At 34.2% G+C, this 24,176-nt stretch carries 26 protein-coding genes; 7 read left to right on the top strand and 19 right to left on the bottom strand.

Annotated elements, in window-relative coordinates:
* Positions 1-58: 58 nt before the first annotated feature.
* The 9 genes from ES674_RS07310 to ES674_RS07270 all read right to left on the bottom strand — a co-directional run bounded on the left by ES674_RS07310 (position 59) and on the right by ES674_RS07270 (position 9,215).
* Complete coding sequence (locus ES674_RS07310; RefSeq protein ID WP_148403290.1) at positions 59-439, bottom strand: glyoxalase superfamily protein; 381 nt, start codon at positions 437-439, stop codon at positions 59-61.
* Between the two features lie 57 nt (positions 440-496).
* Positions 497-1,867 (bottom strand): M20/M25/M40 family metallo-hydrolase, encoded by a 1,371-nt coding sequence (locus ES674_RS07305; RefSeq protein ID WP_148403289.1) that lies wholly within the window; start codon positions 1,865-1,867, stop codon positions 497-499.
* A 51-nt stretch (positions 1,868-1,918) separates the two neighbouring features.
* Positions 1,919-2,797: a PPK2 family polyphosphate kinase gene (locus ES674_RS07300; protein WP_148403288.1), complete on the bottom strand. Its 879-nt coding sequence runs from the start codon at positions 2,795-2,797 to the stop codon at positions 1,919-1,921.
* Between the two features lie 144 nt (positions 2,798-2,941).
* Entirely contained in the window at positions 2,942-4,105 is a 1,164-nt protein-coding gene (locus ES674_RS07295; protein ID WP_148403287.1) for a sigma-54-dependent transcriptional regulator, read from the bottom strand.
* 8 nt (positions 4,106-4,113) lie between these two features.
* The gene (locus ES674_RS07290) at positions 4,114-5,001 is read right to left on the bottom strand and encodes a mechanosensitive ion channel family protein (RefSeq protein ID WP_148403286.1); all 888 of its coding nucleotides are present in this window, start codon (positions 4,999-5,001) and stop codon (positions 4,114-4,116) included.
* 8 nt (positions 5,002-5,009) lie between these two features.
* Positions 5,010-6,320 (bottom strand): ABC transporter permease, encoded by a 1,311-nt coding sequence (locus ES674_RS07285; protein WP_148403285.1) that lies wholly within the window; start codon positions 6,318-6,320, stop codon positions 5,010-5,012.
* A 2-nt stretch (positions 6,321-6,322) separates the two neighbouring features.
* Positions 6,323-7,249 (bottom strand): ABC transporter ATP-binding protein, encoded by a 927-nt coding sequence (locus tag ES674_RS07280; protein ID WP_148403284.1) that lies wholly within the window; start codon positions 7,247-7,249, stop codon positions 6,323-6,325.
* Between the two features lie 288 nt (positions 7,250-7,537).
* A complete protein-coding gene (gene dnaJ, locus ES674_RS07275; RefSeq protein ID WP_148403283.1) occupies positions 7,538-8,671 on the bottom strand; it encodes a molecular chaperone DnaJ in 1,134 nt (377 codons plus the stop codon).
* A gap of 1 nt (position 8,672) precedes the next feature.
* Positions 8,673-9,215, bottom strand: a complete 543-nt coding sequence (locus tag ES674_RS07270) for a nucleotide exchange factor GrpE (RefSeq protein ID WP_148403282.1) — start codon at positions 9,213-9,215, stop codon at positions 8,673-8,675.
* 159 nt (positions 9,216-9,374) lie between these two features.
* Here ES674_RS07270 and ES674_RS07265 point away from each other — a divergent pair, with 159 nt between their 5' ends.
* Entirely contained in the window at positions 9,375-10,028 is a 654-nt protein-coding gene (locus tag ES674_RS07265) for a YceI family protein (RefSeq protein WP_148403281.1), read from the top strand.
* A 50-nt stretch (positions 10,029-10,078) separates the two neighbouring features.
* Here the strand turns inward: ES674_RS07265 and ES674_RS07260 are convergent, their stop codons facing one another.
* From ES674_RS07260 to ES674_RS07245, 4 genes are all read right to left on the bottom strand, one after another.
* Positions 10,079-10,984 (bottom strand): TIGR01777 family oxidoreductase, encoded by a 906-nt coding sequence (locus tag ES674_RS07260; protein ID WP_148403280.1) that lies wholly within the window; start codon positions 10,982-10,984, stop codon positions 10,079-10,081.
* Positions 10,985-11,150: 166 nt separating this feature from the next.
* Complete coding sequence (gene mnmD / locus ES674_RS07255) at positions 11,151-11,834, bottom strand: tRNA (5-methylaminomethyl-2-thiouridine)(34)-methyltransferase MnmD (RefSeq protein WP_148403279.1); 684 nt, start codon at positions 11,832-11,834, stop codon at positions 11,151-11,153.
* Positions 11,835-11,836: 2 nt separating this feature from the next.
* Positions 11,837-12,283 (bottom strand): hypothetical protein, encoded by a 447-nt coding sequence (locus ES674_RS07250; RefSeq protein WP_148403278.1) that lies wholly within the window; start codon positions 12,281-12,283, stop codon positions 11,837-11,839.
* Positions 12,283-12,798 (bottom strand): DUF4920 domain-containing protein, encoded by a 516-nt coding sequence (locus tag ES674_RS07245; protein WP_148403277.1) that lies wholly within the window; start codon positions 12,796-12,798, stop codon positions 12,283-12,285. Before ES674_RS07245 ends, ES674_RS07250 begins: the two co-directional genes overlap by 1 nt.
* A 112-nt stretch (positions 12,799-12,910) precedes the next feature.
* On the opposite strand from ES674_RS07245, the gene ES674_RS07240 reads away from it, so the two are divergent.
* Positions 12,911-13,981 carry a branched-chain amino acid aminotransferase gene (locus ES674_RS07240; protein WP_148403276.1) on the top strand — a complete coding sequence of 357 codons (1,071 nt, stop codon included), beginning with the start codon at positions 12,911-12,913 and terminating at the stop codon, positions 13,979-13,981.
* Positions 13,982-14,024: 43 nt separating this feature from the next.
* Here the strand turns inward: ES674_RS07240 and ES674_RS07235 are convergent, their stop codons facing one another.
* Positions 14,025-14,414, bottom strand: a complete 390-nt coding sequence (locus ES674_RS07235) for a pyrophosphohydrolase domain-containing protein (RefSeq protein WP_148403275.1) — start codon at positions 14,412-14,414, stop codon at positions 14,025-14,027.
* A gap of 473 nt (positions 14,415-14,887) precedes the next feature.
* Complete coding sequence (locus ES674_RS07225; protein ID WP_211359271.1) at positions 14,888-16,933, bottom strand: dipeptidyl-peptidase 3 family protein; 2,046 nt, start codon at positions 16,931-16,933, stop codon at positions 14,888-14,890.
* Between the two features lie 88 nt (positions 16,934-17,021).
* On the opposite strand from ES674_RS07225, the gene ES674_RS07220 reads away from it, so the two are divergent.
* Positions 17,022-18,041 (top strand): SRPBCC family protein, encoded by a 1,020-nt coding sequence (locus tag ES674_RS07220; protein WP_148403273.1) that lies wholly within the window; start codon positions 17,022-17,024, stop codon positions 18,039-18,041.
* Positions 18,042-18,048: 7 nt separating this feature from the next.
* Positions 18,049-18,414: a fluoride efflux transporter CrcB gene (crcB, locus tag ES674_RS07215; RefSeq protein ID WP_148403272.1), complete on the top strand. Its 366-nt coding sequence runs from the start codon at positions 18,049-18,051 to the stop codon at positions 18,412-18,414.
* Positions 18,415-18,420: 6 nt separating this feature from the next.
* Here crcB and ES674_RS07210 read toward each other — a convergent pair whose 3' ends face one another.
* Positions 18,421-19,026: a DUF1684 domain-containing protein gene (locus ES674_RS07210; RefSeq protein WP_148403271.1), complete on the bottom strand. Its 606-nt coding sequence runs from the start codon at positions 19,024-19,026 to the stop codon at positions 18,421-18,423.
* Positions 19,027-19,262: 236 nt separating this feature from the next.
* On the opposite strand from ES674_RS07210, the gene ES674_RS07205 reads away from it, so the two are divergent.
* Positions 19,263-20,474, top strand: a complete 1,212-nt coding sequence (locus ES674_RS07205) for an MDR family MFS transporter (protein WP_148403270.1) — start codon at positions 19,263-19,265, stop codon at positions 20,472-20,474.
* 15 nt (positions 20,475-20,489) lie between these two features.
* Here ES674_RS07205 and ES674_RS07200 read toward each other — a convergent pair whose 3' ends face one another.
* Entirely contained in the window at positions 20,490-20,933 is a 444-nt protein-coding gene (locus ES674_RS07200; protein ID WP_148403269.1) for an Lrp/AsnC family transcriptional regulator, read from the bottom strand.
* A 117-nt stretch (positions 20,934-21,050) separates the two neighbouring features.
* On the opposite strand from ES674_RS07200, the gene ES674_RS07195 reads away from it, so the two are divergent.
* A complete protein-coding gene (locus tag ES674_RS07195) occupies positions 21,051-21,446 on the top strand; it encodes a hypothetical protein (RefSeq protein ID WP_246125985.1) in 396 nt (131 codons plus the stop codon).
* Positions 21,447-21,453: 7 nt separating this feature from the next.
* Here ES674_RS07195 and ES674_RS07190 read toward each other — a convergent pair whose 3' ends face one another.
* A complete protein-coding gene (locus ES674_RS07190) occupies positions 21,454-22,065 on the bottom strand; it encodes a DEAD/DEAH box helicase (RefSeq protein ID WP_148403268.1) in 612 nt (203 codons plus the stop codon).
* Between the two features lie 113 nt (positions 22,066-22,178).
* Positions 22,179-22,718 carry a sigma-70 family RNA polymerase sigma factor gene (locus ES674_RS07185; protein WP_148403660.1) on the bottom strand — a complete coding sequence of 180 codons (540 nt, stop codon included), beginning with the start codon at positions 22,716-22,718 and terminating at the stop codon, positions 22,179-22,181.
* 450 nt (positions 22,719-23,168) lie between these two features.
* Here ES674_RS07185 and ES674_RS07180 point away from each other — a divergent pair, with 450 nt between their 5' ends.
* Positions 23,169-24,092, top strand: a complete 924-nt coding sequence (locus ES674_RS07180) for a hypothetical protein (protein WP_148403267.1) — start codon at positions 23,169-23,171, stop codon at positions 24,090-24,092.
* The last annotated feature ends 84 nt before the right edge of the window (positions 24,093-24,176 follow it).

Here is a 24,176-nt window from a genome sequence, read left to right as displayed (position 1 = left end):
CTGTATAAGTAAGCTATTAATATCTTGGTTAAGAATGTTTTGATGAAAGCATTATCAATTAACTACTTTGAGCATAAAATGTTAAGCTGTTTTGATGCATATCAATCACTGTAAATTCCTTGGTTCCAAATGCCGTTTTAGTAATTTGAACAGGTCCTTGAAAAACCCCATTAGCTTCATATTCCACATACAAACGCTCCATGTTTTGAACTACAATCCGCAAGTTGGCAGCACCTAAACCACTTTGCCCTGATTTTTTATCCTGTTTCTGTAAATGTATTTCAATAGCGCCACGTCGGATTCCAGCATAAGTTGGTTCTTTAGGACTATCTGCAAATGCAATTTCAAAACCGAGTTTATGCACGTAGAAAAATAAGGCGGATACCATATCTTGAACTGGTAAAACAGGATGTATTTGATGTAGATGTGCTTTTTCCATGGGCCTGGGTTTTATTGCTAAATCTAGTTTAGTTTTAATAGGAAGTATAGACGCTTTCTAAATTCCATATTTATCTACCAAATAAATCAAACTTGCCATGGTAGCGGCGCCTAATTCCAATTCACGTTTGTTTACATGTTCAAAAAGATCATTGTCCGAGTGATGGTGATCAAAATAGCGTTGAGAATCTGGACGTAAGCCGGCACATACATTAGAATCTGTTTTTAATGGTGCCACATCTGCTCCGCTATACCCTTTTTCAAAATAATGTATTAAATAGGGTTTAAATAAGGATTTCCAACCCTCAACTTTCGTCATAAAAGCATCATCAGATTGAAAATCAAAACCGCGTGGTGTAAATCCGCCGGAATCACTTTCTAAAGAAAAAATATGATTTTCGCCTTTCTGCTTGGCTATTTCGGCATATTTTGTGGCACCGCGTAAACCGTTTTCTTCGTTCATAAACAACACCACCCGAATGCTACGTTTTGGTTTTATGTCACTTTCTTTTAATAAGCGTAAAACTTCCATGGATTGCACGGTTCCAGCACCATCATCATGAGAGCCATCACCTAAATCCCAAGAGTCTAAATGGCCGCCAACAATGATATATTCATTAGGAAATTGACTTCCTGTAATTTCACCGATCACATTATATGACTGTACGTCTTGTAACTGCTGACACGTCTGATTAAAAAATAATTTAATATTCTTATCCAACGCTAACATGCTGCTTAACTTCTCGGCATCGTTCGTACTAATAGCTGCTGATGGAATGCGTTGTGAATTTGGCAAATCGCCATAAGTCATGCTTCCTGTATGTGGAAAATCATCTAAACGCAAGTTCAAGGAACGTACAATGACGCCTACAGCACCAAGCTTTCCAGCTTCCATGGCACCGGCATAACGTTGTTCTGAACAGCCACTGTAAGCTTCAAAAGTTTGAATTAAATCCGCTTGCATGGCGCCATTAAAAAACACGATTTTTCCTGAAACGGCCGATTTACCTAAAGTTTTTAGTGCTTCTATACTTTTAACTTCAACAATCTGCGCTTTTAAACCACCGATAGGCGTTGCAATAGATCCGCCCAATGCGCATATATTAACGGTGCTGGTTAAACCAGAAGCGGTTTCAATAAACGCATATTCTTTGCCGCCTCTTACCCATTTTGGAACCATAACTGGCTGCAACCAAACTTTATCTAAACCCAATAATTCTAATTCTTCCTTTGTGTAAGCCACGGCTTTTTCAGCATTTAAAGAACCTGATAATCGGCCACCAATTTGATTGGACAAATAATCTAGCCAATGATAACTTTTACCATTCGTTAAAGAGGTTGAATAAATAGATTTAAATATTTCAGCATCCGTTTGTGCAGACACATTAAATACTAAAAAGAAAATTACAGCAAAAAAACAAGGCTTCATAAAAGTAGTAAGGTTAAATATTTAGATTAAATTCTAATAGAAATTATAATATTATTCATTTTCCAACTGCTTTCTATAAGCTGGGATTTGCGCTTTTATAGCGTCATCCAATTCGGGTTCACGAATATCGTTGTAAGACTTTAAAGTATCATAAAGGATTTTGGCAACAATGTATCTAGCTGTTGGTTTATCATCAGAAGGGATGACGAACCAAGGCGCATGCGGTTTGGCCGTTCTAGAAATAGCTTCTTGATAACAGGCTTGATATTGATCCCAAAGTTTGCGCTCTTTCAAATCGCCTGGAGAAAACTTCCAGTTTTTACTCTTTTTATCCAAACGTCTTAACAATCTATTTTTTTGTTCTTCATTCGAAATATTTAAAAAGAATTTAAAAATAATCGTACCATTTTGAGCAATCGTTTTTTCAAAATTATTGATTTGCTCAAAACGTTTATCCCAAAAAGCTACATCAATATCCTCTAGGGATAAAACATCTGGTAAATTTTCATTCAAAATATATTCAGGATGCACACGCGTTACCAAAACATTTTCATAATGCGTTCTGTTAAATACACCAAACTTACCCCGAGCAGGCAACGCCACATAATGACGCCATAAATAATCGTGTTTCAGTTCTAAATCTGTAGGTGTTTTAAAACTATGAACCACTACACCACGCGCATTAAGTTCCTTAAAAACTTCACGAATCAGACTGTCTTTTCCAGCGGTATCCATACCTTGAATACAAATTAAAACCGCATATTTTCCATGTGCGTACATGGCGTTTTGAATTTTTGCTAGATCTTTACAAACATCTTCTAATTCATCTTCAATTTTATCTTTATCGACTTTTAAATCGAACTTGGTATCAAGATCTTTTAAGTCAACGTCTGCATTGATTTTAAAATCGTCTGGTTTTATGGATTTCATATAATGGACTTTGAAATTAGAATTAAGTTATAAATATACATAAATATTAACGCTATAAAAGCGCTTTGTATTTTGGATTAAAGCTGATAAATTTTGAAATGACATCAAAAAAAAAATGCCTGAAGCGTTTCAGACATTTTAAATTTATTTAGAGGCGAACATTTTCACATCGTCCACACTAATTTCTTTTTCACCTAGGATGATTAATCGTTCCACCACATTGCGAAGTTCCCTTATATTTCCTGTCCAATCATATTCTTGTAATTGCTGAATAGCTTTATCTGAAAATTCCTTTTTAACCGTTCCATGTTCACTAGATATTTTTTCAGAAAAATAGTTGATTAACAATGGAATATCTTCTCGTCTGTCATTTAATGACGGCACCTGAATTAAAATAACCGCTAAACGATGGTATAAATCTTCACGGAAACGACCTTCTGCAATTTCAACATTTAAATTTTTATTAGTTGCCGCAATAACCCGAACATCCACTTTGATATCCTTGTCATTACCCACACGCTGAATTTTGTTCTCTTGAAGCGCTCGCAACACTTTGGCTTGAGCGGATAAACTCATATCGCCAATTTCGTCTAGAAAAATAGTACCACCATTGGCGGCTTCAAATTTACCAGCACGATCTTTTATGGCACTCGTAAAAGCCCCTTTTACATGACCGAATAATTCACTTTCAATTAATTCTGAAGGAATAGCAGCACAATTTACTTCTACCAAATTACCTTTAGAACGGTCGCTTTTTTGATGTAACCAATGCGCTACTAATTCTTTTCCAGTTCCGTTTGGACCTGTAATAAGCACACGAGCATCAGTTTGCGCTACTTTTTCAATCATATCTTTAATATGAGAAATGGCGTCACTTTCACCTATCATTTCGTAATTCTTGCTGACTTTCTTTTTCAGCATTTTATTTTCAACCACCAAAACCTTGGTGTCTAAAGCAATTCGAACGGTATTTAATAAGCGGTTTAAATCGGGTGGTTTTGAAATATAATCGAAAGCACCTAAACGCATCGTATTTACAGCCGTATCTAAATCGCCGTGCCCAGAAATCATAACGATAGGGATTTCCGGTTTAATTTTTTTGGCCGCTTCTAAAACTTCAACACCATCCATTTTCGGCATTTTAATATCGCAAAACACTAAATCGTAGTCATTATCGCGTATTTTCTCAATGCCTTCTAAACCATCAACGGCTTCTTCAACTTCATAGGTGTCATTTTCTTCTGAAAGAATTTTTACAAGCACACGTCTAATAGACGCTTCATCTTCTATTACTAATATTTTTGGCATAATATTTATTATTTTTTCTCAATAATATGAATATCTCTTTGTGGGAAAGGTATGGAAATATCGTGTTCTCTAAAAAGTTTATCAATTTCAAAACGGATATCACTTTTAGGAAATTGCGATTTAAAACTATCACGAACCGTAAAAATAACTTTAAAACTTAAAGAACTATCTCCAAAATCAGTAAATAACACCACTGTTGACTCTTGATCTAAAACTTCTGGATGCGAATTTGCTGCTTGCATCAATAAACGTTTTACCAAAAGCGTATCACTCCCATAGGCCACTCCAATTGAAATACTCTCACGCGTGGAAATATCGTTTTGTGTCCAATTGTATAAGCTATTTGTTAGATACAAGTGATTGGGAATAACCAATACGCGATTATCAATAGTAACAGCACGTGTGGTTCGTAATTTAATTTCTTCTACACGCCCTACTTTCCCTTCAATTTCAATAATATCGCCAACATGTAAACTTTGATCTATAAGCATAATTACACCAGAAATAATATCTTGAAACAAGGTTTGAAGCGCGAGACCAATACCAATTAATAAGGCTGCTGATGCAGCAAAAACAGTAGTAACGTTGATGCCTATAGAATCAACAATAATTAGTAGCACAATTAGATAAATTAGCCATCTACCGAAAGAAAAAACCGTGTTGAATTTGGCTTTATCTTCCTGGGGCAAACGCCTGGCATAAAGCCGTTTCAGAAAATTTAAAATGATACTTGTCACTAAAAAAATAACGATGATCAATAAAACGAGACCAACGGTGATACTAAACGGATTTTCTTGATCACCAAACTCGAAGCCTAAATTTAAAAAATCGATAAAAGTTTCCCAAATGCCACTTTCGGTAACAGCCTCTTCTATATTATCTAAATTATTCTGCATGCTTTAATTTAATATTTTATCCACTTTAATATGTCTCTGTAACTAGGTTTTTTACCATACATTAAAATACCTACTCGGTATATTTTGGCAGCAAACCAAACGGTGAAAATAAAGGTAGCAATTAAAATAATTAAAGATACAACCTGTTGCCATATAGGAACACCAAACGGAATACGCATAAGCATAACGACTGGCGATGTAAATGGAATAAATGAGAAAATAGTTGAAATGGTTCCGTGTGGATTTTCAATAACCGTGAAAAACCCAATATAAACGGCTAAAATAAGCGGCATTAAAATAGGAAATAAAAATTGCTGCGTATCGGTTTCATTATCCACAGCTGCACCAATTGCAGCATATAATGAACTATAAAGTAAATAACCAGCAATAAAAAACAGGAGAAAAGCGAAAATTAAATTGGTTAACGGCAATTTATAGAAAGCCATTATTACACTTTGCGCCACATCCGGTATATTGGAATCGGTACTTGCTTGACTTAATAATTGTCCAGAAGGCGACGCTTCCATTAAATTTATCCCGAAAATACCCGAAATAATAGTTAGGAGTAAACCTCCTAAAATAATCCAAATAACAAATTGTGTAACACCGGCTAAAGACGTTCCTATAATTTTACCGAGCATGAGTTGCATTGGTTTCACGGAAGAAATTATAATTTCAATAATCCGACTCGTTTTTTCTTCAATCACGCTACGCATAATCATATTCCCATAAATAATGATAAACATAAACAACAAATAACCTGCAGCACCACCAAAAACGAGTTTAACAATACTATCAATTTTTGATGTTTTCTGGCCCATAAAACTCTCTTGAGTTATGGTTACACGGGTTTCTGAAGATTTAATTTTTTCAATGTCAACACCTTGGCTTTCTAACTTTAAATCGGTTAAATGCTTTTCTAGTTTGCTTTCCATTCTGTTGATAAGCGTGATAGAAGGCGACTCTTCCGAATAAAATTTAATAAATTTATCAGCGTCCTTGACATCGGTAAATTTACCAATGTAAAGTAAACCGTAGTTTCCTTGTGTTTCAGTAAGTGTTTTGGCCGCCTCCAAAGACATATTCTCCAAAACAATATATTCTGTGTTTTCTGAATTTTGGAAAATAGGTGAAACCAATCCAGATTCATCTAAAATAGCGATGGTGCGTTCTGAATTCTTATTTATTTGAGACAAATACGCTACAACCGCAATTAAAGCAATCATAATCATTGGACTTAAAACAGTCATGATTATAAACGACTTGTTTTTAACTTTCGTAAAATACTCGCGTTTTATGATGAGAGGTAAATGATTCATAACTAATTATTCTTTACTGCTTGAATAAAAATATCATTAGCAGTTGGTATTATTTCTACAAAATGTGATACTTCACCTCTACTGGTTAAAAAGCTTAATAAATCGTTTGGCGATTGATTTTCAGCCAATTTAATATTACGCTTTAATTCATTTCCCAACGTTTTAAAACTGGTTGGTGTCACCGTGAATTTTTCAGATAGTTCTATCTCTAAAGCCAATTCGTTGGTGGCTCGAATTCCAATTTCAAACGTATTGGTTTTGAATTGTTTTTTAATATCGATTAATTTGCCATCTAGAATTTTATTAGACTGGTGAATTAATGCAATATGATCACATAATTCCTCAACAGATTCCATACGGTGTGTTGAAAATATCACGGTAGCGCCTTCATCTCGAAGTCGTAAAATTTCGTCCTTAATTAAAATAGCATTAATGGGGTCAAAACCCGAAAAGGGTTCATCAAAAATCAGCAATTTAGGTTCATGTAAAACGGTAACAATAAACTGGACTTTTTGAGCCATCCCTTTAGAAAGTTCCTGGATTTTCTTATTCCACCAGTCGCCCATATCCAATCTATCAAACCAATAGGCAAGTCGCTTTCTTGCTTCGGCTTTACTCAAGCCTTTTAGCTGTGCTAGATAAAGCGCTTGTTCCCCCACTTTCATGGATTTATAAAGGCCGCGCTCTTCGGGCAAGTAGCCAATATCTTTAACGTGATGATTTTGTAAAGGTTGATTATCTAAAATAACATGGCCCGAATCTGGCATGGTAATCTGATTTATAACGCGAATAAGTGTTGTTTTTCCTGCACCATTTGGCCCTAAAAGCCCAAAAATACTGCCTTGAGGAACATCAATAGAAACGTTGTTTAATGCCGTATAATTCCCGAATTTTTTAGAAACGTTGTGCGCTTCTAATAAGTTACCCATACCTGATGTTAATTAAGTGTAAGACGTAAATATATTAAATGTACGACTGTTCACCGAAATTATTAAATAGAAATTAAGCAAATGGTCTTAAAAACAAAACCCATCCTAAAACTTACGCTTAAGGATGGGAAAAAATTGCTATGAAAAAGAAAAATTATTACTATGAATCATAGTAATAAACCAAATATAGTACTTTTTATTGAACCATAACAGAAAGAAATCAAATAACTTAATTTAAAAATAAAAAATCCGCCATAAAGGCGGATTTTCATTGAGGTATCTTATTGTTTACGAAAACATATCTTTTACTTTTTCAAAAAATGATTTGTCACCAATTTCTGGTTTCGGTTGAAAATGCTCATCATCCTTCATGGTTTCGAAAAAATCTTTTTGTTGCTTATTTAAGGTTTTCGGTGTCCATACATTTACATGTACTAATAAATCACCTTTTCCATATCCATTTATGGATGGAATCCCTTTACCACGTAATCTTAAAATTTTCCCAGACTGCACGCCCGCTTCAATTTTAATACGCACTTTTCCTGTTACAGTATCTATTTCTTTTGAAGTTCCAAGAACGGCATCTGGTAAACTTACATACAAATCATAATGCAAATTATCACCTTCACGCTGTAAAGTTGCATGATTTTCTTCTTCAATCGCTACTAATAAATCACCGGAAACACTATTGCCTCCTGGTGCTTCATTACCTTTTCCTGTAACTTTTAATTGCATGCCGTCTACTACGCCAGCAGGAATTTTAATTGAAACGGTTTCTTCTTGAACCAACATACCTTGTGCATCGGCATCATTTGGTTTTTTGTCAATAATTTGTCCTGCGCCACCACAATTAGTACAAGTAGATGCTGTTTGCATTCTACCTAAAATAGTGTTTGTAACGCGCATTACTTGACCAGCACCATTACAAACATCACAGGTTTTATAAGTGGTTCCGGGCGCTTGAACTTTACGTCTGACTTTAACTTTTTTCTCAACACCGTTAGCAATCTCTTCCAACGTTAATTTAACGCGAATTCGCATATTGGTTCCTTTAACGCGACGTTGTCCGCCACCGCCATAACCGCCTCCAAATCCAGAAAAACCACCGCCGCCGCCAAATGCACCGCCAAAAATGTCGCCAAACTGACTGAATATGTCATCCATATTCATATTACCGCCGCTAAAACCACCGTTACCATCAAAAGCTTGATGGCCAAATTGGTCATAACGTGATTTCTTATCGGCGTTACTTAATATTTCGTAAGCTTCTGCTGCTTCCTTAAATTTAGACTCTGCTTCTTTATTATCTGGATTTTTATCAGGATGATATTTTAATGCCTTTTTACGGTATGCCTTTTTTATTTCGACTGCCGTGGCATTTTTATCAATATTTAAAATCTCGTAATAATCTTTTTTTGCCATATTATTGTCCTATAACTACTTTTGGAAATCGTATTATTTTATCACCCAACCTATATCCCTTTTCAACTACATCAATAATTTTACCTTTTAAAGCATCTGTAGGTGCTGGGATTTGCGTGATGGCTTCATGATTATCTGCATTGAAATCATCACCGGTTTTTAATTCCATAAGTTCCAAACCTTTATTTTCAAGTGTGTAATTCAGTTTATTTCGAATTAACTCCACACCTTTTAAAAGATCTTTTTCTTTAGTTTTTGATATTTCGTTGTAAGCACGATCAAAATCATCTAAAATTGGCAATAAAGCTACCATGACGTCTTGACCTGCCGTTTTAAATAAATCACTGCGTTCTTTGGCAGTACGTCTTTTATAATTTTCAAATTCAGCAAACAAGCGTAAAAATTTATCTTTTTCTTGCGCTAAAGAATCTTGCAACTGTTCTTCAACCGTTCTCGTATCTTCTGTCGTTTCCTCCGAATTATCTATATGCTGATCATCTATCTGCTCATTTGCAGAATCGTCGTTTTTATCTTTTTTGCTCATGTTGTACCCTTATTTTTTAAATACTTTTAATGGATGGCAAAAGTACTGCCATTATCCAAAAAATGTCAAAATGTCACGAAATAAATTAAATTTAATTTTTATAAAATTTAGTGGGATTGTTGTACTTTTGCCGCTTAACACTAAAATAAATTTATAACAATGAAAAATCGTTTTTTAACAATTTTGACATTAGCATTAGCTATTACTTTTACAAGCTGTAAAGATAAAGCGGCTGAAGTTGAAACCACAGATGCAGAAGTTGCTGCAGAAGTTACAGAAGTTTCTACAAAATACTTAGTTGATACAGAAGCTTCAACTATTATGTGGAAAGGTTTCAAACCTACTGGATCTCATACAGGTACAATTAAAGTTGAGAGCGGCGTATTTACTTTAAATGGTGATGCTGTTGAAAGTGGAAGTTTTATTATTGATATGGCTTCACTTAATGTAACAGATCTTCCAGTTGATAGTGAAGATCACGCTAAATTATCAGGTCATTTAAAAAGTCCAGATTTCTTTGATGTAGAAGCTTTTCCAGCATCTGCTTTTGAAGTAACAGGATTTACAAATGAAAATGGTAAAGCTATGCTTTCAGGAAATCTTAAAATGAAAGATACTGAAAACAACGTAACTATTCCAGTAACAGTAACTGAAAACAATGGTTCTGTAACTATTACAAGCGAAACATTTACTATTGATCGTTCTAAATGGAATGTGAAATATGGTTCAAAATCATTTTTTGATAATTTAGGAGATAAATTCATCAATGATGAAATGGAATTACAACTTACAATTACTGCTAACAAAGCATAATTAAATTTGTAAATACTATTAAAAATCCGCTACACTAGTAGCGGATTTTTTTATGTCAAAAGATCTTGTAAGGCAGGTTTAATATGTACAAATTCAAATTGATAACCTGCTTCTTCTATTTTTTTACTACTTACGCGTTGGCTTTCAAACAGTAAGACATGCATCTCGCCTAAAATAAGCGACATCATAGCTTTTGGTATATTAGGTAAGAACAATTTCTTTTTTAAAACGCAAGCTACCGTTTTTGTTAACTCCGTATTCGTTATAGGATTTGGAGCAACACCGTTAGAAACACCTTCTATTTGATGCGTTAATACAAAAACAAAAACACCTGCTAAATCATTAATGTGAATCCACGATTGCCATTGATCACCACTTCCAAAGGCAGCACCAAGGTTAAATTTAATGGGTTTTACAATTTGTGGTAAAGCACCGTCATTTTCATCTAATACCAAACCAATTCGCACTTTAGAAACTAAAACGTCGAGTTCCTTAAATGTATCCGTCATTTTTTCCCATTGCTCTACAACCGTTCCTAAAAAACTAGTTGATACAGCTGTTGTATCTTCTTCATAATAATTAGTTAATGAATCTGGATAAATTCCTATAGCACTAGCGGAAATAACATGTTTAACGCTGTGCTCATTATTTTGAAGTGTTTCTTTAATTAATCGGAGCGTGTCTAATCTACTATTTATAATGGTGTTTTTATAACTCGCCGTCCAACGATGCGCAATAGATGCACCCGCCAAATTAATAATCGCGTCTACACCATCCAAACATGCCAAATCAATTTTATTTTCGGTTGGGTTCCAATAAAAACCTTTATAATCTTCTGTATGTTTAATTTTTTCTTTGGAAGTGGTTAAGTAATGAACCGTCATATTTTGTTTATGACATTGTTCAGTAATAGCCTTACCGATTAACCCTGTAGCGCCTGTAATTAAAACCTTCATTCACAATTTTTATATAAAGATAGGTATTGAGGTGCTGAATCTTACGGCATTTAATGAAGGTTTAACAGATTTAAGACAAGATTAGCTATAAGAATAATCCACTTTTATAAATGTGATGGTTTATAAATTAGAAATACTGTTAAGATAAAAAGTATGCTATTTAATTCTATTCACTAAATATTTTTGTAGCCCTCAACATTTCACGTTTTCCAGGAGGTCCAGGCAAGCGCTCGACGTTAAAACCAACAGCTTGCATGGCACGACGCACACTTCCCTTTGCAGCGTATGTAACTAAAACACCATGGGGTTTCAAAGCTCTATACATTTTTTGGAAAATAGCTTCGGTCCACAATTCTGGCTGAATTCGTGCTCCAAAAGCATCAAAATAAATCAGGTTAAATTGATTGGAATTTGAAATAGCTTCAAATCTTTTTTGGTATTTGGTAAGTTGAAAATTATCAGAAATTTCTGTTTGAATTTCCCATGGGCAATTGTGCATGGCTTTAAACTTTTCTGAAGCCAATTCATCCTCTAAAAGTTCTGGATAATTGAGTTGTTCTATTTCCGAAAGTATAACAGGATAAGCCTCCACACCCACATAATCAACGGTAATTTGATCTTTAATAGTTTTTAATAAGGTAATTATCGCATTTAAACCCGTGCCAAAACCAATTTCAAGGATAGCAATTTTATCTACTTTAGAGTTGGCTGTAACGTAATCAAAACCCGTTTTAATAAATACATGATTTGCTTCTTGAATAGCGCCATGAATGGAATGGTATTGTTCATTCCAATCTTCAATTTGAATGGTTTTAGAACCATCACCCGTTGTAATTATTTGACGTTTCAAAATTACTGGATTAACAACTTTTTAATACGTGGAATAGGCCCGGTGCATTCCGTTTGGTGACAGGAAATGCAAAGATTTACCACATTATTAAATCGGTCGGTTTCTGAAATCTCTGAATCTGGATTATACAATTCTTTTTCCGCATCTATGAAAAGCTTTGAGAAACTTTCAAAAGTAAGATTGCGTTTTTTAAAATCCGATAATTCAGCAGAATGGATTTTTAAGAAGTCTAAAGGAAATTCTTCAATGTCTTCGCCTGCAACAATGGCGTTTTTAATGGTTAAATTATAAGCATACATCTGATTCATAAGATTCGCCATTTCGGACGGCTCGTACATATCATAAACAATGTCTTGTTTTTCCACTTTTTCAGGCAGCATTTTTTCTTCGGAGTTATTACAGCCGAACATAAAAAAAAGTATAACTAATAAGCCTAAAATTTGCTTCATTAGTCTTCAATTAACAAAACACCATCGGCTTCAAAAGACAACGTGCGTTTTGGTTCTGTAATAGCAGCAATTTCTTCTGATGTTTTTCCAGCATCTTCAGCATAATGACGTTGCTCGTCTACCGAAACCTCTGTAACGTAAGCTTTACCATTAATAATAACGTCTTTATCAGCGATGTTTTTCGGCATAAAAAAACCGTAATCTTTAAATTTAACCATGACTTCTTCGTCATTGTCCAATCCTAAACGCATCCAGCAACCTTTGGCTTGACAAACACTATTCACTTTGGCCATTACTTTAGTTTGTAAGGTGTCACCCGGCTTCATGTTTTTATATTTCTCATTAATTTCAGCAGCAGTCAAAGCGTTATCTGCTTCAATTTTATCACCAAAAGATGCATAAGCTAATTCCGTGGTTTCTACTTCAACTAATTCTACAGCATCTGTGTTTTTATCGGAATTATTACAAGACATGATACTAAACATCAAGGAAATAGCAATAAATATATGTTTCATCTTTTCTATTTTTTAAAATTGGAATGCCAAATATAGGTTTTTTTAAGTAAATTTTAAGTTTTTTATAATTCTAAAAATGAGTACTTTTGCAAAACCAAAAGGTTATAAAATTATGCAGAATTCAATACATCAGGAAATCGATATAGAAACGTCTGACAAGACAAAAATTAACGACGTTGATTTTAATAATTTAGATTTTGGTAAGAAATTTATAGATCATATGTTTTACTGTGATTATATAGATGGCGCATGGCAACAGCCAAAAATTGTGCCTTATCAACCTATGACTATTGAACCTTCTGCACGTGTTTTACATTATGGACAAGCTGTTTTTGAAGGTATGAAAGCCTACAAAGATGACGATGGCAAAGCGTTTTTATTCCGTCCAGAAGACAATCATAGACGTATTAATATTTCAGCTGCGCGATTAGCGATTCCTGAATTTCCAAAAGATTATTTCATGGAAGGTTTAACGACCTTGATGAAAATGGATAAAGATTGGATTAAGCCAGGTATTGGAAACTCCTTATATATTAGACCTTTTGTATTTGCTATTGAACCTGCAATTTCTGCAGCGCCAGCACAAGCTTACAGATTCATGATTATCTGTTCGCCTGCAAAAGCGTATTACACAGGGAAAGTTCGTGTTCTTTTTGCTGAAACTTATAGTCGCTCTGCAAATGGTGGTGTAGGTTTTGCAAAAGCTGCCGGAAACTATGCTGCGCAATTTTACCCAACCAGTTTAGCACAGAAAAAAGGATACCAACAAATTATTTGGACCGACGCTAGTTCCCATGAGTATTTGGAAGAAGCTGGTACTATGAATATCTTTTTTAGAATTAATGATACTTTGGTAACGGCACCTATCAGTGATCGTATTTTGGATGGCATTACTAGAAAAAGTATTATTCAGTTAGCGGAAGATAATAACATAAAAGTTGACGTTCGTCGCGTTACGGTTAGTGAAATAAAAGAAGCTGCAAGAAATGGTAGTTTAAAAGAAATTTTTGGAACAGGAACTGCGGCTGTAATTAGTCCGATTTCTGCTTTTGAGCATTCGGAAGAAGTTTTCGAAATTCCTGATCAAGACGATGCTTACGCAACTTTGTTTAAAAAATATTTATTAAACATTCAACATAACCTGTCCGATGACAAGCACGGATGGCGTTATGAAATTAAATAAGAATTATAGATTAAAATTAAAAGCAGCCCGTTGGCTGCTTTTTTTATTCGGTATCTAGAATCTTTTTGATATCAGGTGTAAAGTAATTTGGTCCTTTTAGTACTTTCCCATCTTCGCGATAAATAGGCTCCCCATCTGCTCCTAATTTACTCATATTACTGCGTTGAATTTCGTTAAAAACAGCTTCAATTTTATGTTGCATACCGTGTTCAATGATGGTGCCGCATAAAATATAGAGCATATCACCTAAAGCGTCCGCAACCTCAACCAAATCGTTGTTAGTAGTAGCTTCTAAATATTCCTCATTCTCTTCACGCATCAGCTTATAACGCAACATATTCTTTGCGGCTCCTAAATCGGCCTTTGGTGAATCAAGATGTCCAATTTTAAAAGAGGTGTGAAAAGCTTTAACGGCTTCAATTTTATTTTTCATAGTTGGTGAGTTTAATTTTTTAAGCTATCAAATTACAAAATGATACTTTAAACAGTCGAAATTTCAGTGATTTATTTAAAAAGGGAAATTAATGAGAAGTGGATTAACACTAGACTTGTTTCTTAATAATTCCATAGAATTAAAACGGCTTCTTATGGGTTTGTTTTTGTAAATTTGCCAAAATTTAATGCCATGTTTAGTACCAATCAAATAATTTTCGGCAGCTTATTTGCCATTGTTTTTATAATCATTTTAATTTATGCATATAGAAAAGATATCGTCTTACACAGAAAGCATTATAAGGGAAACATTTGGGTTTTAATAGCTTTTATCTGTTTTGTTCTTTTTATAGTTTCTATAAAATGGCTTTTCCAATAAGATAGTAAGTGATACTTTTCTAAATGTAAATTTTCACTAATAAAAAAGCCTCAACATATTACTGTTGAGGCTTTTTCTATGCTTAATATTTCGCATTAATTAACTTCCGGAAGGAAATTAAAATTAGCGCTATACTCTAACATTTGCTTTGGAAACGATTCTGGCTGAACCACATTAATTTTTGTGATTTCACCATTATCATCCATTTCTGGAACCAATACAGGATTTACAAAACCGCTGTAAGCTGCTGATTTAAACTGCGCATTTCGTTCTAAAACTTCAGCGTGAATGTCTTGATCTACTTTAACACCATAATCTTCAACTAAAGCTTGCACTGCTGCAAAATCGCCTTCAGATTTGATACGTTGCGTTTCACGTAATAATTGACCAAATAAATCGTGTAATTTATCATAATCCGTAATATTGAAATATGTTTTACCATCACGACTTACTTTTTCAATAACTTTGGCATCTTTTCCTTTTTCAAAAACCCAAGCACTTACCCATTGTCTGTTACGCATATGCGCTTCTTCAACGTTGTCGCCAATATTTAAACGAATAAGCTGCGTCATTAAACCATTTCTGATATAACCATCATAAGCTGCCATTCCTAAAGATTTCCAATCATCTACTAACCCTAATTCTTGTAATTTAGGATTGTATAAATAATAAAGCCCTACTAAATCTGCGCGACCTTCTTCTAAAGTAGATGCGTAATTTTTAAGCGTTTCTTTCGTTTCACCAACACCTGGATTTAATTGTCCCGAAGCATGGCCAACAACTTCATGTAAAGCTGTGTGTAATTTATCAGCTACTTGCCCGTATTTTTCTTCTAATTTAATTTCCTCTTCATCATGAGCAAATTCTTTCAAACGACCAGTACTTCCTGCATTATTGTAAGCATTGATAATGTTTCCTAATGAAACCGATTTTGAACCAACTTCAGCACGAATCCAGTTTGCATTTGGTAAGTTTACACCAATTGGCGTGCTTGGAGACGCATCACCAGCTTCAGCCGCCACATTTACTACTTTATAAGAAACACCAACCACATTTTTCTTTTTATGGTCTTCCATTAGCGGTGAATTATCCTCAAACCATTGCGCGTTTTCAGATAAAACAGCCATTTTTTCCGACATATCAAAATCCTTAATTTGCACGATAGCTTCATAACTTCCCGTGTAACCTAATGGATCATTGTATACTTCAATAAAACTGTTTATATAATCAATATTTCCTTCTGTGGCAGCTGTCCAAGCTACGTTATAATCATCCCAAGTTTGTAAATCACCTGTTTTGTAATATTGAATTAATAAGGCAATAGCATCACCTTGCGCTTTATTTTCAGCAACACCTTGCGCTTTTTCTAACCAAGGAATAATATTATCTATAGCTGCACCATATAAGCCACCTGATTTATAAGTTTTTGCGACTACTTTCCCATTTTCTTTTACCAATTTAGAATTCAATCCAAAAGATAAAGGCTTTTTAGCGTCTGGCGATTTTTTAGATTTATAAAATGCTTCAACTTCTGCCATAGTTACATCTGGACCATAAAAGTTAACCGCAGATAATAACACATTATCCACATTTTTATCTTGGTTTACTTTTTTAGAATCTTTATCGTTAAATAAAACCTCTAAAGCGTCACCTTCTAATTTTGTATTGGTTTCAGATAATAATCCAACTAAATAGTCTTTAGAAAATTCAGGTTTCATTTTATCATTAGAATAGTGATGGTGAACGCCATTACTGAACCAGATACGTTTTAGATAGGTTTCAAAAGAAGTCCAATCAGCAGTTGTTTTATCACCTGAATAATTAGAATACACATTTTCTAAAGCTTTTCTGATGGTTAAATTATGTCTGTAATTCTGATCCCATGAAATATCTCGCCCTGCTAAACCAGCTTGACCTAAATAATAAACCAGTTTTTGTTCTTTCAGGGTTAAGTTATCCCAACCTGGAATTTGGTAACGTAAGATCTTAATGTCTGCAAATTGCTCCACATTATGATCAAAATCTGCTACAACTTTGGTTTCAGTTTCTGCCGGATCGGCTTTGGGTTCAGATTTATCATTGTTACATGAATATAAAAAAGGCGCCATAATAGCCAAACCCATTATAAGTTTTAGTTTCATTTGTTTTGTGTTTATTAGTATTTCACAAATGTAACATTAATTATTAACGCATAAAATTGTTTATCTTTGATTTCTAACCCAATCCAACATGAAAACATTTAAATATATTCTGTTTTTTTTACTCATATTAATCATTGGTGCATCTATTTATATTGCGGTGCAACCTAATGATTTTAACGTGACCAGAACGCGAACAGTTGCAGCGCCTGCACAGGTTGTTTACAATCGCGTTATTGATTTCAAGAACTGGGAATCGTGGTCGCCTTGGATTGATAAAGATTCGGAAACAAAAATTGAGTTAGTGGATTCTACCTCAAATTTAAACGGAACCTACAGTTGGACCAACGGTGAAAGTATGGGTTTGATTAAAACAATTAATAGGGTTCCTTACCAAACTATAGAACAAGAATTTCAATATAATAAGTTTGAAGTGGCTAAAATGCAATGGGAATTTATTCAAAATGATACAAACGAAACAGAAGTTTCTTGGACGATGTCTTCAGAAAATTTAAGTTTTTATGAAAAAGGATATGCACTTTTAAATGGCGGACACGATAAAATGATCGGTCCTGATTTTGAGCGAGGCCTTGAAAAACTAACGAGTGAAGTTTTGGCTTCTATGGAAGTTTATTCTGTAAAAGTGGATGGAATTGCCCAACATGGCGGTGGTTTTTATATTTACAGTTCTACTTCTAGCAAAATTTCAGATATTCAAACAACCATTCAAAAATTAATGCCTAAAGTAAAAAGCTATGCTTTGAAAAACAATATAGCTATGGCTGGTGCACCATTCATTTTATATCACAACTGGGACGAAGCTAATAATGCAGTAATGTTTTCAATTTGTATTCCAACAACTACCCAAATAGCAACCACACAAAGCGATATTTTAGCAGGCCAATTGGAGCCTTTTAAGGCTATAAAAACGACTTTAAAGGGAAACTATTCTAATTTAAAAGAAGCTTGGGATGCGACCAATAATTATATTAGTCAATACAATATGGAAGCCACAGAAATGGGACCGATGCTGGAGGTTTATTTAACAGAACCTAGCCTACAACCAAACCCTGCAAATTGGATTACTGAAATTTTCATAGCCATTAACTAATCTACAAATGAAGCAAATCCTATTGGTTTTTATTGGCGGTGGCTTTGGAAGTGCGCTCCGTTTTATAATAGGAAAATTTTTAAACAATCCAAATAGCGGTATTCCCTATGGCACCTTCTTGACTAATATTTTAGGTAGTCTTCTTATTGGTGTTATTCTGGGATTAGCCGCCAAACATAATTCACTTTCTGAAAACCACATCGCACTTATTGCTACCGGATTTTGTGGTGGATTTACAACCTTTTCAGCGTTCGCTTATGAAAATCATGTGTTTTTAAAATCAGGTGATTTTATGAGTTTCGCTATTTATACCATTGCTAGTTTTGCTCTTGGATTTTTGGCTGTTTTCTTGGGAATGTTTTTAGTGAAGTAAAATGGACTAATCGTTTTTAGCAAATGCTTTTACGCCTGCTTTCACTTCCACATCCACATAATTATCGCGTGGCACAATGGGGCAGGAATATTTTTCATCGTAGGCACAATAAGGATTGTAAGATTTGTTGAAATCAACAATTATCACATCATTTTCAGGAATACGTAAATCCAAATAACGGCCGCCGCCATAAGTAGTTTCACCGTTGGTATTATCAATAAATGGCAGAAACAAATAGTCTTCAAAACCTTCTTGTTTCATCAACTCTTGTCCTTGATAAATAGCCAATGCATAATTTTTTCCTTTCAATTCAAAAGTAATTACACCATAAATTCGTTCATTTGAAACGCGATCTGTAGTCGTTTGCATTAAAAACCATTCCGAATCTGGGGTTCTTTTTAAAGTAGCTGAAACTATAAATGAAGAATCGACAGGGAAAAAGTCTAATGTTTTAAAAACCTTTCTGTCTTTTGCTTTTAATGGCGATTTGCTCGCATCTTTAAAATCGGCATTTTGCTCACGCTGCCAATCTGTTTCGCCTAAAAGTGGTTCTTTTTTTTGAGCACAACCAACAATAGAAAAAAACAGTAGGAAACCAAGTAACGTTTTCATGGGTAAAATTTAAATTAATTTCAAAAGTACAACTTATTCATATTTTGTTTAGATTTGGTGAGCAATTATTATAAAAACATGAACATTAGAGTCACATTATATAGAAAACCTCGCTACTCATCTCGTATGAGTTGGACCTATTGTGTGCGTGATTACTAATTTTTAAAAAAGCGAATACATTGAAGTCCGACCATTGCGTCGGATTTTTTGGTTTTATAAAACACCCACCCATTGGAATGAAAAAATTATATTTCGGCTATATTAACACCTTTCGCGGCTTGTCGCCTGAAATATGGTGGCTAGCATTGATTACCTTAATCAATCGTGCTGGCACTATGGTTATTCCATTTTTGTCCTTATATCTAACAACCGATTTAAACTTAAGTTTAGGTCAAGTAGGTTGGGTTATGTCGGCTTTTGGTTTAGGTTCTGTTTGCGGTTCTTGGCTTGGCGGAAAATTAACTGATAAAATTGGCTATTATAAAGTCATGGTCCGGAGTTTATTAGGTACCGGAATTTTATTTATTGGCCTGCAGTTTTTACACACATTTGCGAGTATTTCATTTGGTATATTTTTAGTGATGTTAGTTGCTGATATGTTTCGTCCTGCTATGTTTGTAGCTTTAAGCGCTTACAGTAAGGCAGAAAACAAAACACGTTCGGTTACACTGATTCGATTAGCCATAAATCTTGGTTTTTCTGCTGGTCCAGCTATTGGAGGTATCATTATTGTAACCATGAGCTATGCAGGATTATTTTGGATTGATGGTATTTCCTGTATACTCGCCACCATATTATTGATGAATGTATTGCATCCTAAAAAGGCTAAAACACAAGATGATATTGTGAATACGAACCCAGAGTCAGCCTATAAAGATAAATCATACTTCATATTTCTGGCGGCTATGACTATGTTTGGAATCGTATTTCTACAATACTTTTCTACGATGCCTATTTACTATAAAGAGATTCACCATTTATCTGAACTTGATATTGGAATTTTATTGGGATTAAATGGTGCGTTTATTTTTCTTTTAGAAATGCCCTTAATAAAATGGTTAGAAAGCACCCGATATAGCAAACCAGCTCTTATGATAATTGGCGCCATATTAGTAGGAATAAGCTTTTTGGTTTTAAATATCACACCTTGGATGGGCATTTTAGTAATTGGTATGCTCTTTATGACCGTTGGAGAAATGATAACCTTTCCGTTCTCTAACGCTTTTGCTATGGAACGCGCTAAAAAAGGAAATCAAGGCGAATATATGGCGCTTTATAGTATAGCCTTTTCTATAGCGCATATTTTCGGACATAATGCTGGCATGCACATGGCCGATGCTTTAGGATTTGAAAACACCTGGTATATTATGTCACTGTTAGCTGTAATTTGCATGGCATTTTTATGGCTTCTAATACGTTATATGAAGAAGGACGAAGCTACTAATTGAAATCAAAAAAAACTTTTATTTCAAAGGCTTAACCGAATTATGCTTTACAACATGAGATAAAATAATTTGTGTTTTAGTTTCGCCATAAACAATCAGCTGATCAATAAACAGCTCCAAATGTTTCTGGTTTTTTAAAACAACCTCCATAACTATATTCTCATTTCCTGTAATGCGGTAACAATTAATAACCTCATCATAAGTTTTAACTTTCTCCAAAAACGGCTTCAACATTCCCATAAATGCGCGAATGGTAATTAAAGCCTTTAACTGATAACCAGCTTCAAATGGAGAAACCGTTGTATGATAGTGTTGAATAATACCCGAATCTTCCATTTTTTTAATCCGTTCAGAAACAGCTGGCGAACTGATGCCAACTTGCCGACCAATTTCGGCATTGGACATGCGTGCCTGCTGTTGCAAACACTTCAATATTTTCCAGTTTAAGGCGTCAATACTCATTTTAAGGTAAATTAACTGTAATTACTTAATAATTAAATCAAATATACGGTTTTACTTTAATATCAAAAGGGGCTTGTGCTAATTTGTCGCTATTTTTGATAAAACTGCTATTGTGTTATGATTACCCATATCTCTTCAAGTTTATTCCATTCGCCTATATATCAAAAGGCTATGGATATTATCACGCTTTCGCGATGCATTTCTACCTACTTGGGTCAGGATTTGTCTAGCTTACAATCTGATGGTTCAGAAAACGCGTTTATATACTTTACGGGAGATATTGTTCAACAATCTGTTTCATTAGCGCCGGAAATTGCGAAGGCAGAAGAGGCTCGCTATTCAGAAAAAAAATACAAGCATATAGCATCGGTAAAACGATTAACATATTTGCTAAATAAAAATATAAAACGGTTAGAAAAATGCAATAGTAATGGTAAAGATTATTTGCCTTTATTACGCGCTGAATTAAAAAAATTCAAGCAGCTACAACATACTTGGACTTTAAGTTTATAAGCGTATTTTAAGCTTTAACTATTTGTGCGTTAGCCATCATATTTTCTTGAAGACTTCGTAATTTTGGAGACATTTTTTCAGACAAAATCACGTATTGGCATTTCTTTAAACTTTCGGTAACACGTAAAATATCATTCTGATAATTACCACGCATAAGGATTTCAGCATCTTCCATAGCGAATAATTGCAGTTGACCTAAATGGATACCGTTTAAGAAATATAGTTTATTTAAGCGCTTTGGCGTGGCAATAATAATGTCCACACCATAATAAATTTCTTCCTTTTGCTTTTCCATATCATATTCATCATAGGCAGCATAAACACGTAAATCTGTATGACTTGTAAAAACCTCAAACTGCTCCTTTAAATCTAGGCTAGATTGCTTGTCCTTAACCATAATCAATGCTCTGGGAGAATCTTCAAAAGCTTCCGCTTTTAATTTATGAATGGTTGCTAAAATTAATGCCGTTGTTTTTCCAGAACCTTCAGGAGCAATTCCGTACACATCCATTCCCCCTTTTAATTTCGGTAAAATTTCTTTTTGAAATGGTAATGGTGCTAACATATTTTGAGCTGTTAACGCTTCTAAAAGTGAAGGATGGAATTTTTTAAAGGACATAAATAAGCTTGATGTTTAATTCGAAAATAAGTTCTCGCAAACTTACGATTAAATTGTGGAATTGGGATTTTGATGGGTTTTTAATTTAAGAAAATTAGCATCCACAGCCTACTCTACTGACAAACTTTACAGTCCTGTTTATCTTTTATTTCTCCTACCAAGTAGCCAGAGTCGTTTAAAGTTAAATCGCAGCAATCCATAAAACCTTGAGTTATCAATTTCCTGCCACGTTGTATTTGAGACTTTATTGTGGAAAGTGGTAAATTTAGCTGATTGGCCACTTCCGCCTGTTTCAAACCCTTTATATCAGCTAAAAATAAGGGGTCTCTATATTTTTTAGGTAGACTTTTAATGATACCATGTAAACAATCATGCTCGGTATGCTCCTCATGTAACGCGTCCTCTTCAATCTCACTTTCAGGCAGCGTAATTTTTATATTTTGCACTCTAAAATAATCCATAACCGTGTACCGCGCTACGGTAAATAGCCAAGGTTTTTGTTTATCATCATTTTTAAGGGTATCCTTTTTGGTATGCACTTTTATAAACGTTTCTTGTAGTAAATCATCGGCAACAGCTGGTTCTTTTACTTTGCTTAAAATAAAGTGTTTAATATCGTCTGAATAGATATTCCAAATATCTCGTGTTGTCATACTTTTCCAATTAAAAAGCAGAACTGCTTTAGTATAAAAATACGAATTCGGTTCTGCTTTCATACTATTTTAATACAACTTAACAGTTGCAATTACTACAGCTACAATTTTCGCAAGTACACCCCGCACAATTACCAGCCTTACAACTTGAACAGTCGCACGTACATTCTTTATTTTTCATAATATATTGGGTTTAAAATTCATATAATAGACGGTAATAATTGTAAAAAGATGCAAAAAATAATTTTTATTTTAAACGAAGCTTCTCTCATCTTTAAAATTAGCTTATTAATTAACATACTATTCTTCTTGATTAGTGGTTTCAGAGTGTTATTTTAGTTGTAAATTTAAGACATATAGCTTGCTATTCGGATACGTAATCCATCCTGAAACAAAGCAATAAATCGGCAAAAAAAAACCTAACTAACTGCACATTAAAACGCATAAGAAATGATACACCTATTAAAATCATGCTGCTTACTGGCAATCTTTTCTTTATTTGCTTGTAAAGAAGAAAATAACGCCGCTAACAAAACAGCTTCTGAAGAAATCAAATGGAATGAAGCTGCCGTGGACGATGAATTTAAAGCCTATTGGTATTCAGGTAAAGCCGAATTAAATAGCTATACACTTAAACAATCCCGTTATGGCGAAATTCGTGACGGTGAAGTTGTACTTGTATTTGTAACAGAACCATTCTCATTAAGCAAACAGGTAAAACTAGACAATCCCGAGGATGCTGGTGAAGATAATGTATCAGTTATGAAACTAAATAGCTTTAGAAAATTCAATACAGGCATCTACGATTATTCTATTGCTACTTCTGTATTTACACCCATAAATGCGAAAGAACACCCGAATACGTTAAAGCTAAACACCAGCATTCAGGAATGGTGCGGACATACGTTCACACAACTAAATCTTAAAGAAACCGATTATCATTTTCAAGAATTCTCTTACTTTGAAACAGATGGCGATACTGAAGGTAAACTCCCAATAGCGCTTTTAGAAGACGAACTTATGACTCGGATTCGCATCAATAAAGGACAACTGCCTTTAGGAGAAACCAACATGATTTTTTCAATTATATACAGTCGTTTTGCTAATAAAAATCTAGAAGCTACCAAAGCAGAAATTAGCAAAACAGATACAGATTCTACAACTAACTATACCGTTGAATACCTCAATAATGATAGAACATATAGTATACATGTAGAAAAACAATTTCCGTACAAAATACTATCGTGGACCGAAAATAATGGCGATGGTTTAATAACGGAAGCCAAATTGAAAAAAAGTATAAACGAACCGTATTGGAATCAAAAAAAACGAACAGACGAAAGTAAACGTGAGGAATTACAGCTTATAAAGTAAAGCGCGGTTTTAAAAAAACAAATAGAAATAAAATATCAGAAAGAGTCAATAATAGATACATGCTGATAAAGATATAAACATTAA

Source organism: Bizionia myxarmorum (assembly GCF_008086205.1).
Taxonomy (GTDB): Bacteria; Bacteroidota; Bacteroidia; order Flavobacteriales; family Flavobacteriaceae; genus Algorimicrobium; species Algorimicrobium myxarmorum.
Note: the sequence above shows the minus strand (reverse complement) of the source record. Positions and strands in the feature narration are given on the sequence as shown.

Bases quoted from the DNA above. Each gene is read 5' to 3' on its own strand.
- ES674_RS07310 (WP_148403290.1), bottom strand. From the start codon at position 439: ATGGAAAAAGCACATCTACATCAAATACATCCTGTTTTACCAGTTCAA.
- ES674_RS07305 (WP_148403289.1), bottom strand. From the start codon at position 1,867: ATGAAGCCTTGTTTTTTTGCTGTAATTTTCTTTTTAGTATTTAATGTG.
- ES674_RS07300 (WP_148403288.1), bottom strand. From the start codon at position 2,797: ATGAAATCCATAAAACCAGACGATTTTAAAATCAATGCAGACGTTGAC.
- ES674_RS07295 (WP_148403287.1), bottom strand. From the start codon at position 4,105: ATGCCAAAAATATTAGTAATAGAAGATGAAGCGTCTATTAGACGTGTG.
- ES674_RS07290 (WP_148403286.1), bottom strand. From the start codon at position 5,001: ATGCAGAATAATTTAGATAATATAGAAGAGGCTGTTACCGAAAGTGGC.
- ES674_RS07285 (WP_148403285.1), bottom strand. From the start codon at position 6,320: ATGAATCATTTACCTCTCATCATAAAACGCGAGTATTTTACGAAAGTT.
- ES674_RS07280 (WP_148403284.1), bottom strand. From the start codon at position 7,249: ATGGGTAACTTATTAGAAGCGCACAACGTTTCTAAAAAATTCGGGAAT.
- dnaJ (WP_148403283.1), bottom strand. From the start codon at position 8,671: ATGGCAAAAAAAGATTATTACGAGATTTTAAATATTGATAAAAATGCC.
- ES674_RS07270 (WP_148403282.1), bottom strand. From the start codon at position 9,215: ATGAGCAAAAAAGATAAAAACGACGATTCTGCAAATGAGCAGATAGAT.
- ES674_RS07265 (WP_148403281.1), top strand. From the start codon at position 9,375: ATGAAAAATCGTTTTTTAACAATTTTGACATTAGCATTAGCTATTACT.
- ES674_RS07260 (WP_148403280.1), bottom strand. From the start codon at position 10,984: ATGAAGGTTTTAATTACAGGCGCTACAGGGTTAATCGGTAAGGCTATT.
- ES674_RS07250 (WP_148403278.1), bottom strand. From the start codon at position 12,283: ATGAAGCAAATTTTAGGCTTATTAGTTATACTTTTTTTTATGTTCGGC.
- ES674_RS07245 (WP_148403277.1), bottom strand. From the start codon at position 12,798: ATGAAACATATATTTATTGCTATTTCCTTGATGTTTAGTATCATGTCT.
- ES674_RS07240 (WP_148403276.1), top strand. From the start codon at position 12,911: ATGCAGAATTCAATACATCAGGAAATCGATATAGAAACGTCTGACAAG.
- ES674_RS07235 (WP_148403275.1), bottom strand. From the start codon at position 14,414: ATGAAAAATAAAATTGAAGCCGTTAAAGCTTTTCACACCTCTTTTAAA.
- ES674_RS07225 (WP_211359271.1), bottom strand. From the start codon at position 16,933: ATGAAACTAAAACTTATAATGGGTTTGGCTATTATGGCGCCTTTTTTA.
- ES674_RS07220 (WP_148403273.1), top strand. From the start codon at position 17,022: ATGAAAACATTTAAATATATTCTGTTTTTTTTACTCATATTAATCATT.
- crcB (WP_148403272.1), top strand. From the start codon at position 18,049: ATGAAGCAAATCCTATTGGTTTTTATTGGCGGTGGCTTTGGAAGTGCG.
- ES674_RS07210 (WP_148403271.1), bottom strand. From the start codon at position 19,026: ATGAAAACGTTACTTGGTTTCCTACTGTTTTTTTCTATTGTTGGTTGT.
- ES674_RS07205 (WP_148403270.1), top strand. From the start codon at position 19,263: ATGAAAAAATTATATTTCGGCTATATTAACACCTTTCGCGGCTTGTCG.
- ES674_RS07200 (WP_148403269.1), bottom strand. From the start codon at position 20,933: ATGAGTATTGACGCCTTAAACTGGAAAATATTGAAGTGTTTGCAACAG.
- ES674_RS07195 (WP_246125985.1), top strand. From the start codon at position 21,051: ATGATTACCCATATCTCTTCAAGTTTATTCCATTCGCCTATATATCAA.
- ES674_RS07190 (WP_148403268.1), bottom strand. From the start codon at position 22,065: ATGTCCTTTAAAAAATTCCATCCTTCACTTTTAGAAGCGTTAACAGCT.
- ES674_RS07185 (WP_148403660.1), bottom strand. From the start codon at position 22,718: ATGACAACACGAGATATTTGGAATATCTATTCAGACGATATTAAACAC.
- ES674_RS07180 (WP_148403267.1), top strand. From the start codon at position 23,169: ATGATACACCTATTAAAATCATGCTGCTTACTGGCAATCTTTTCTTTA.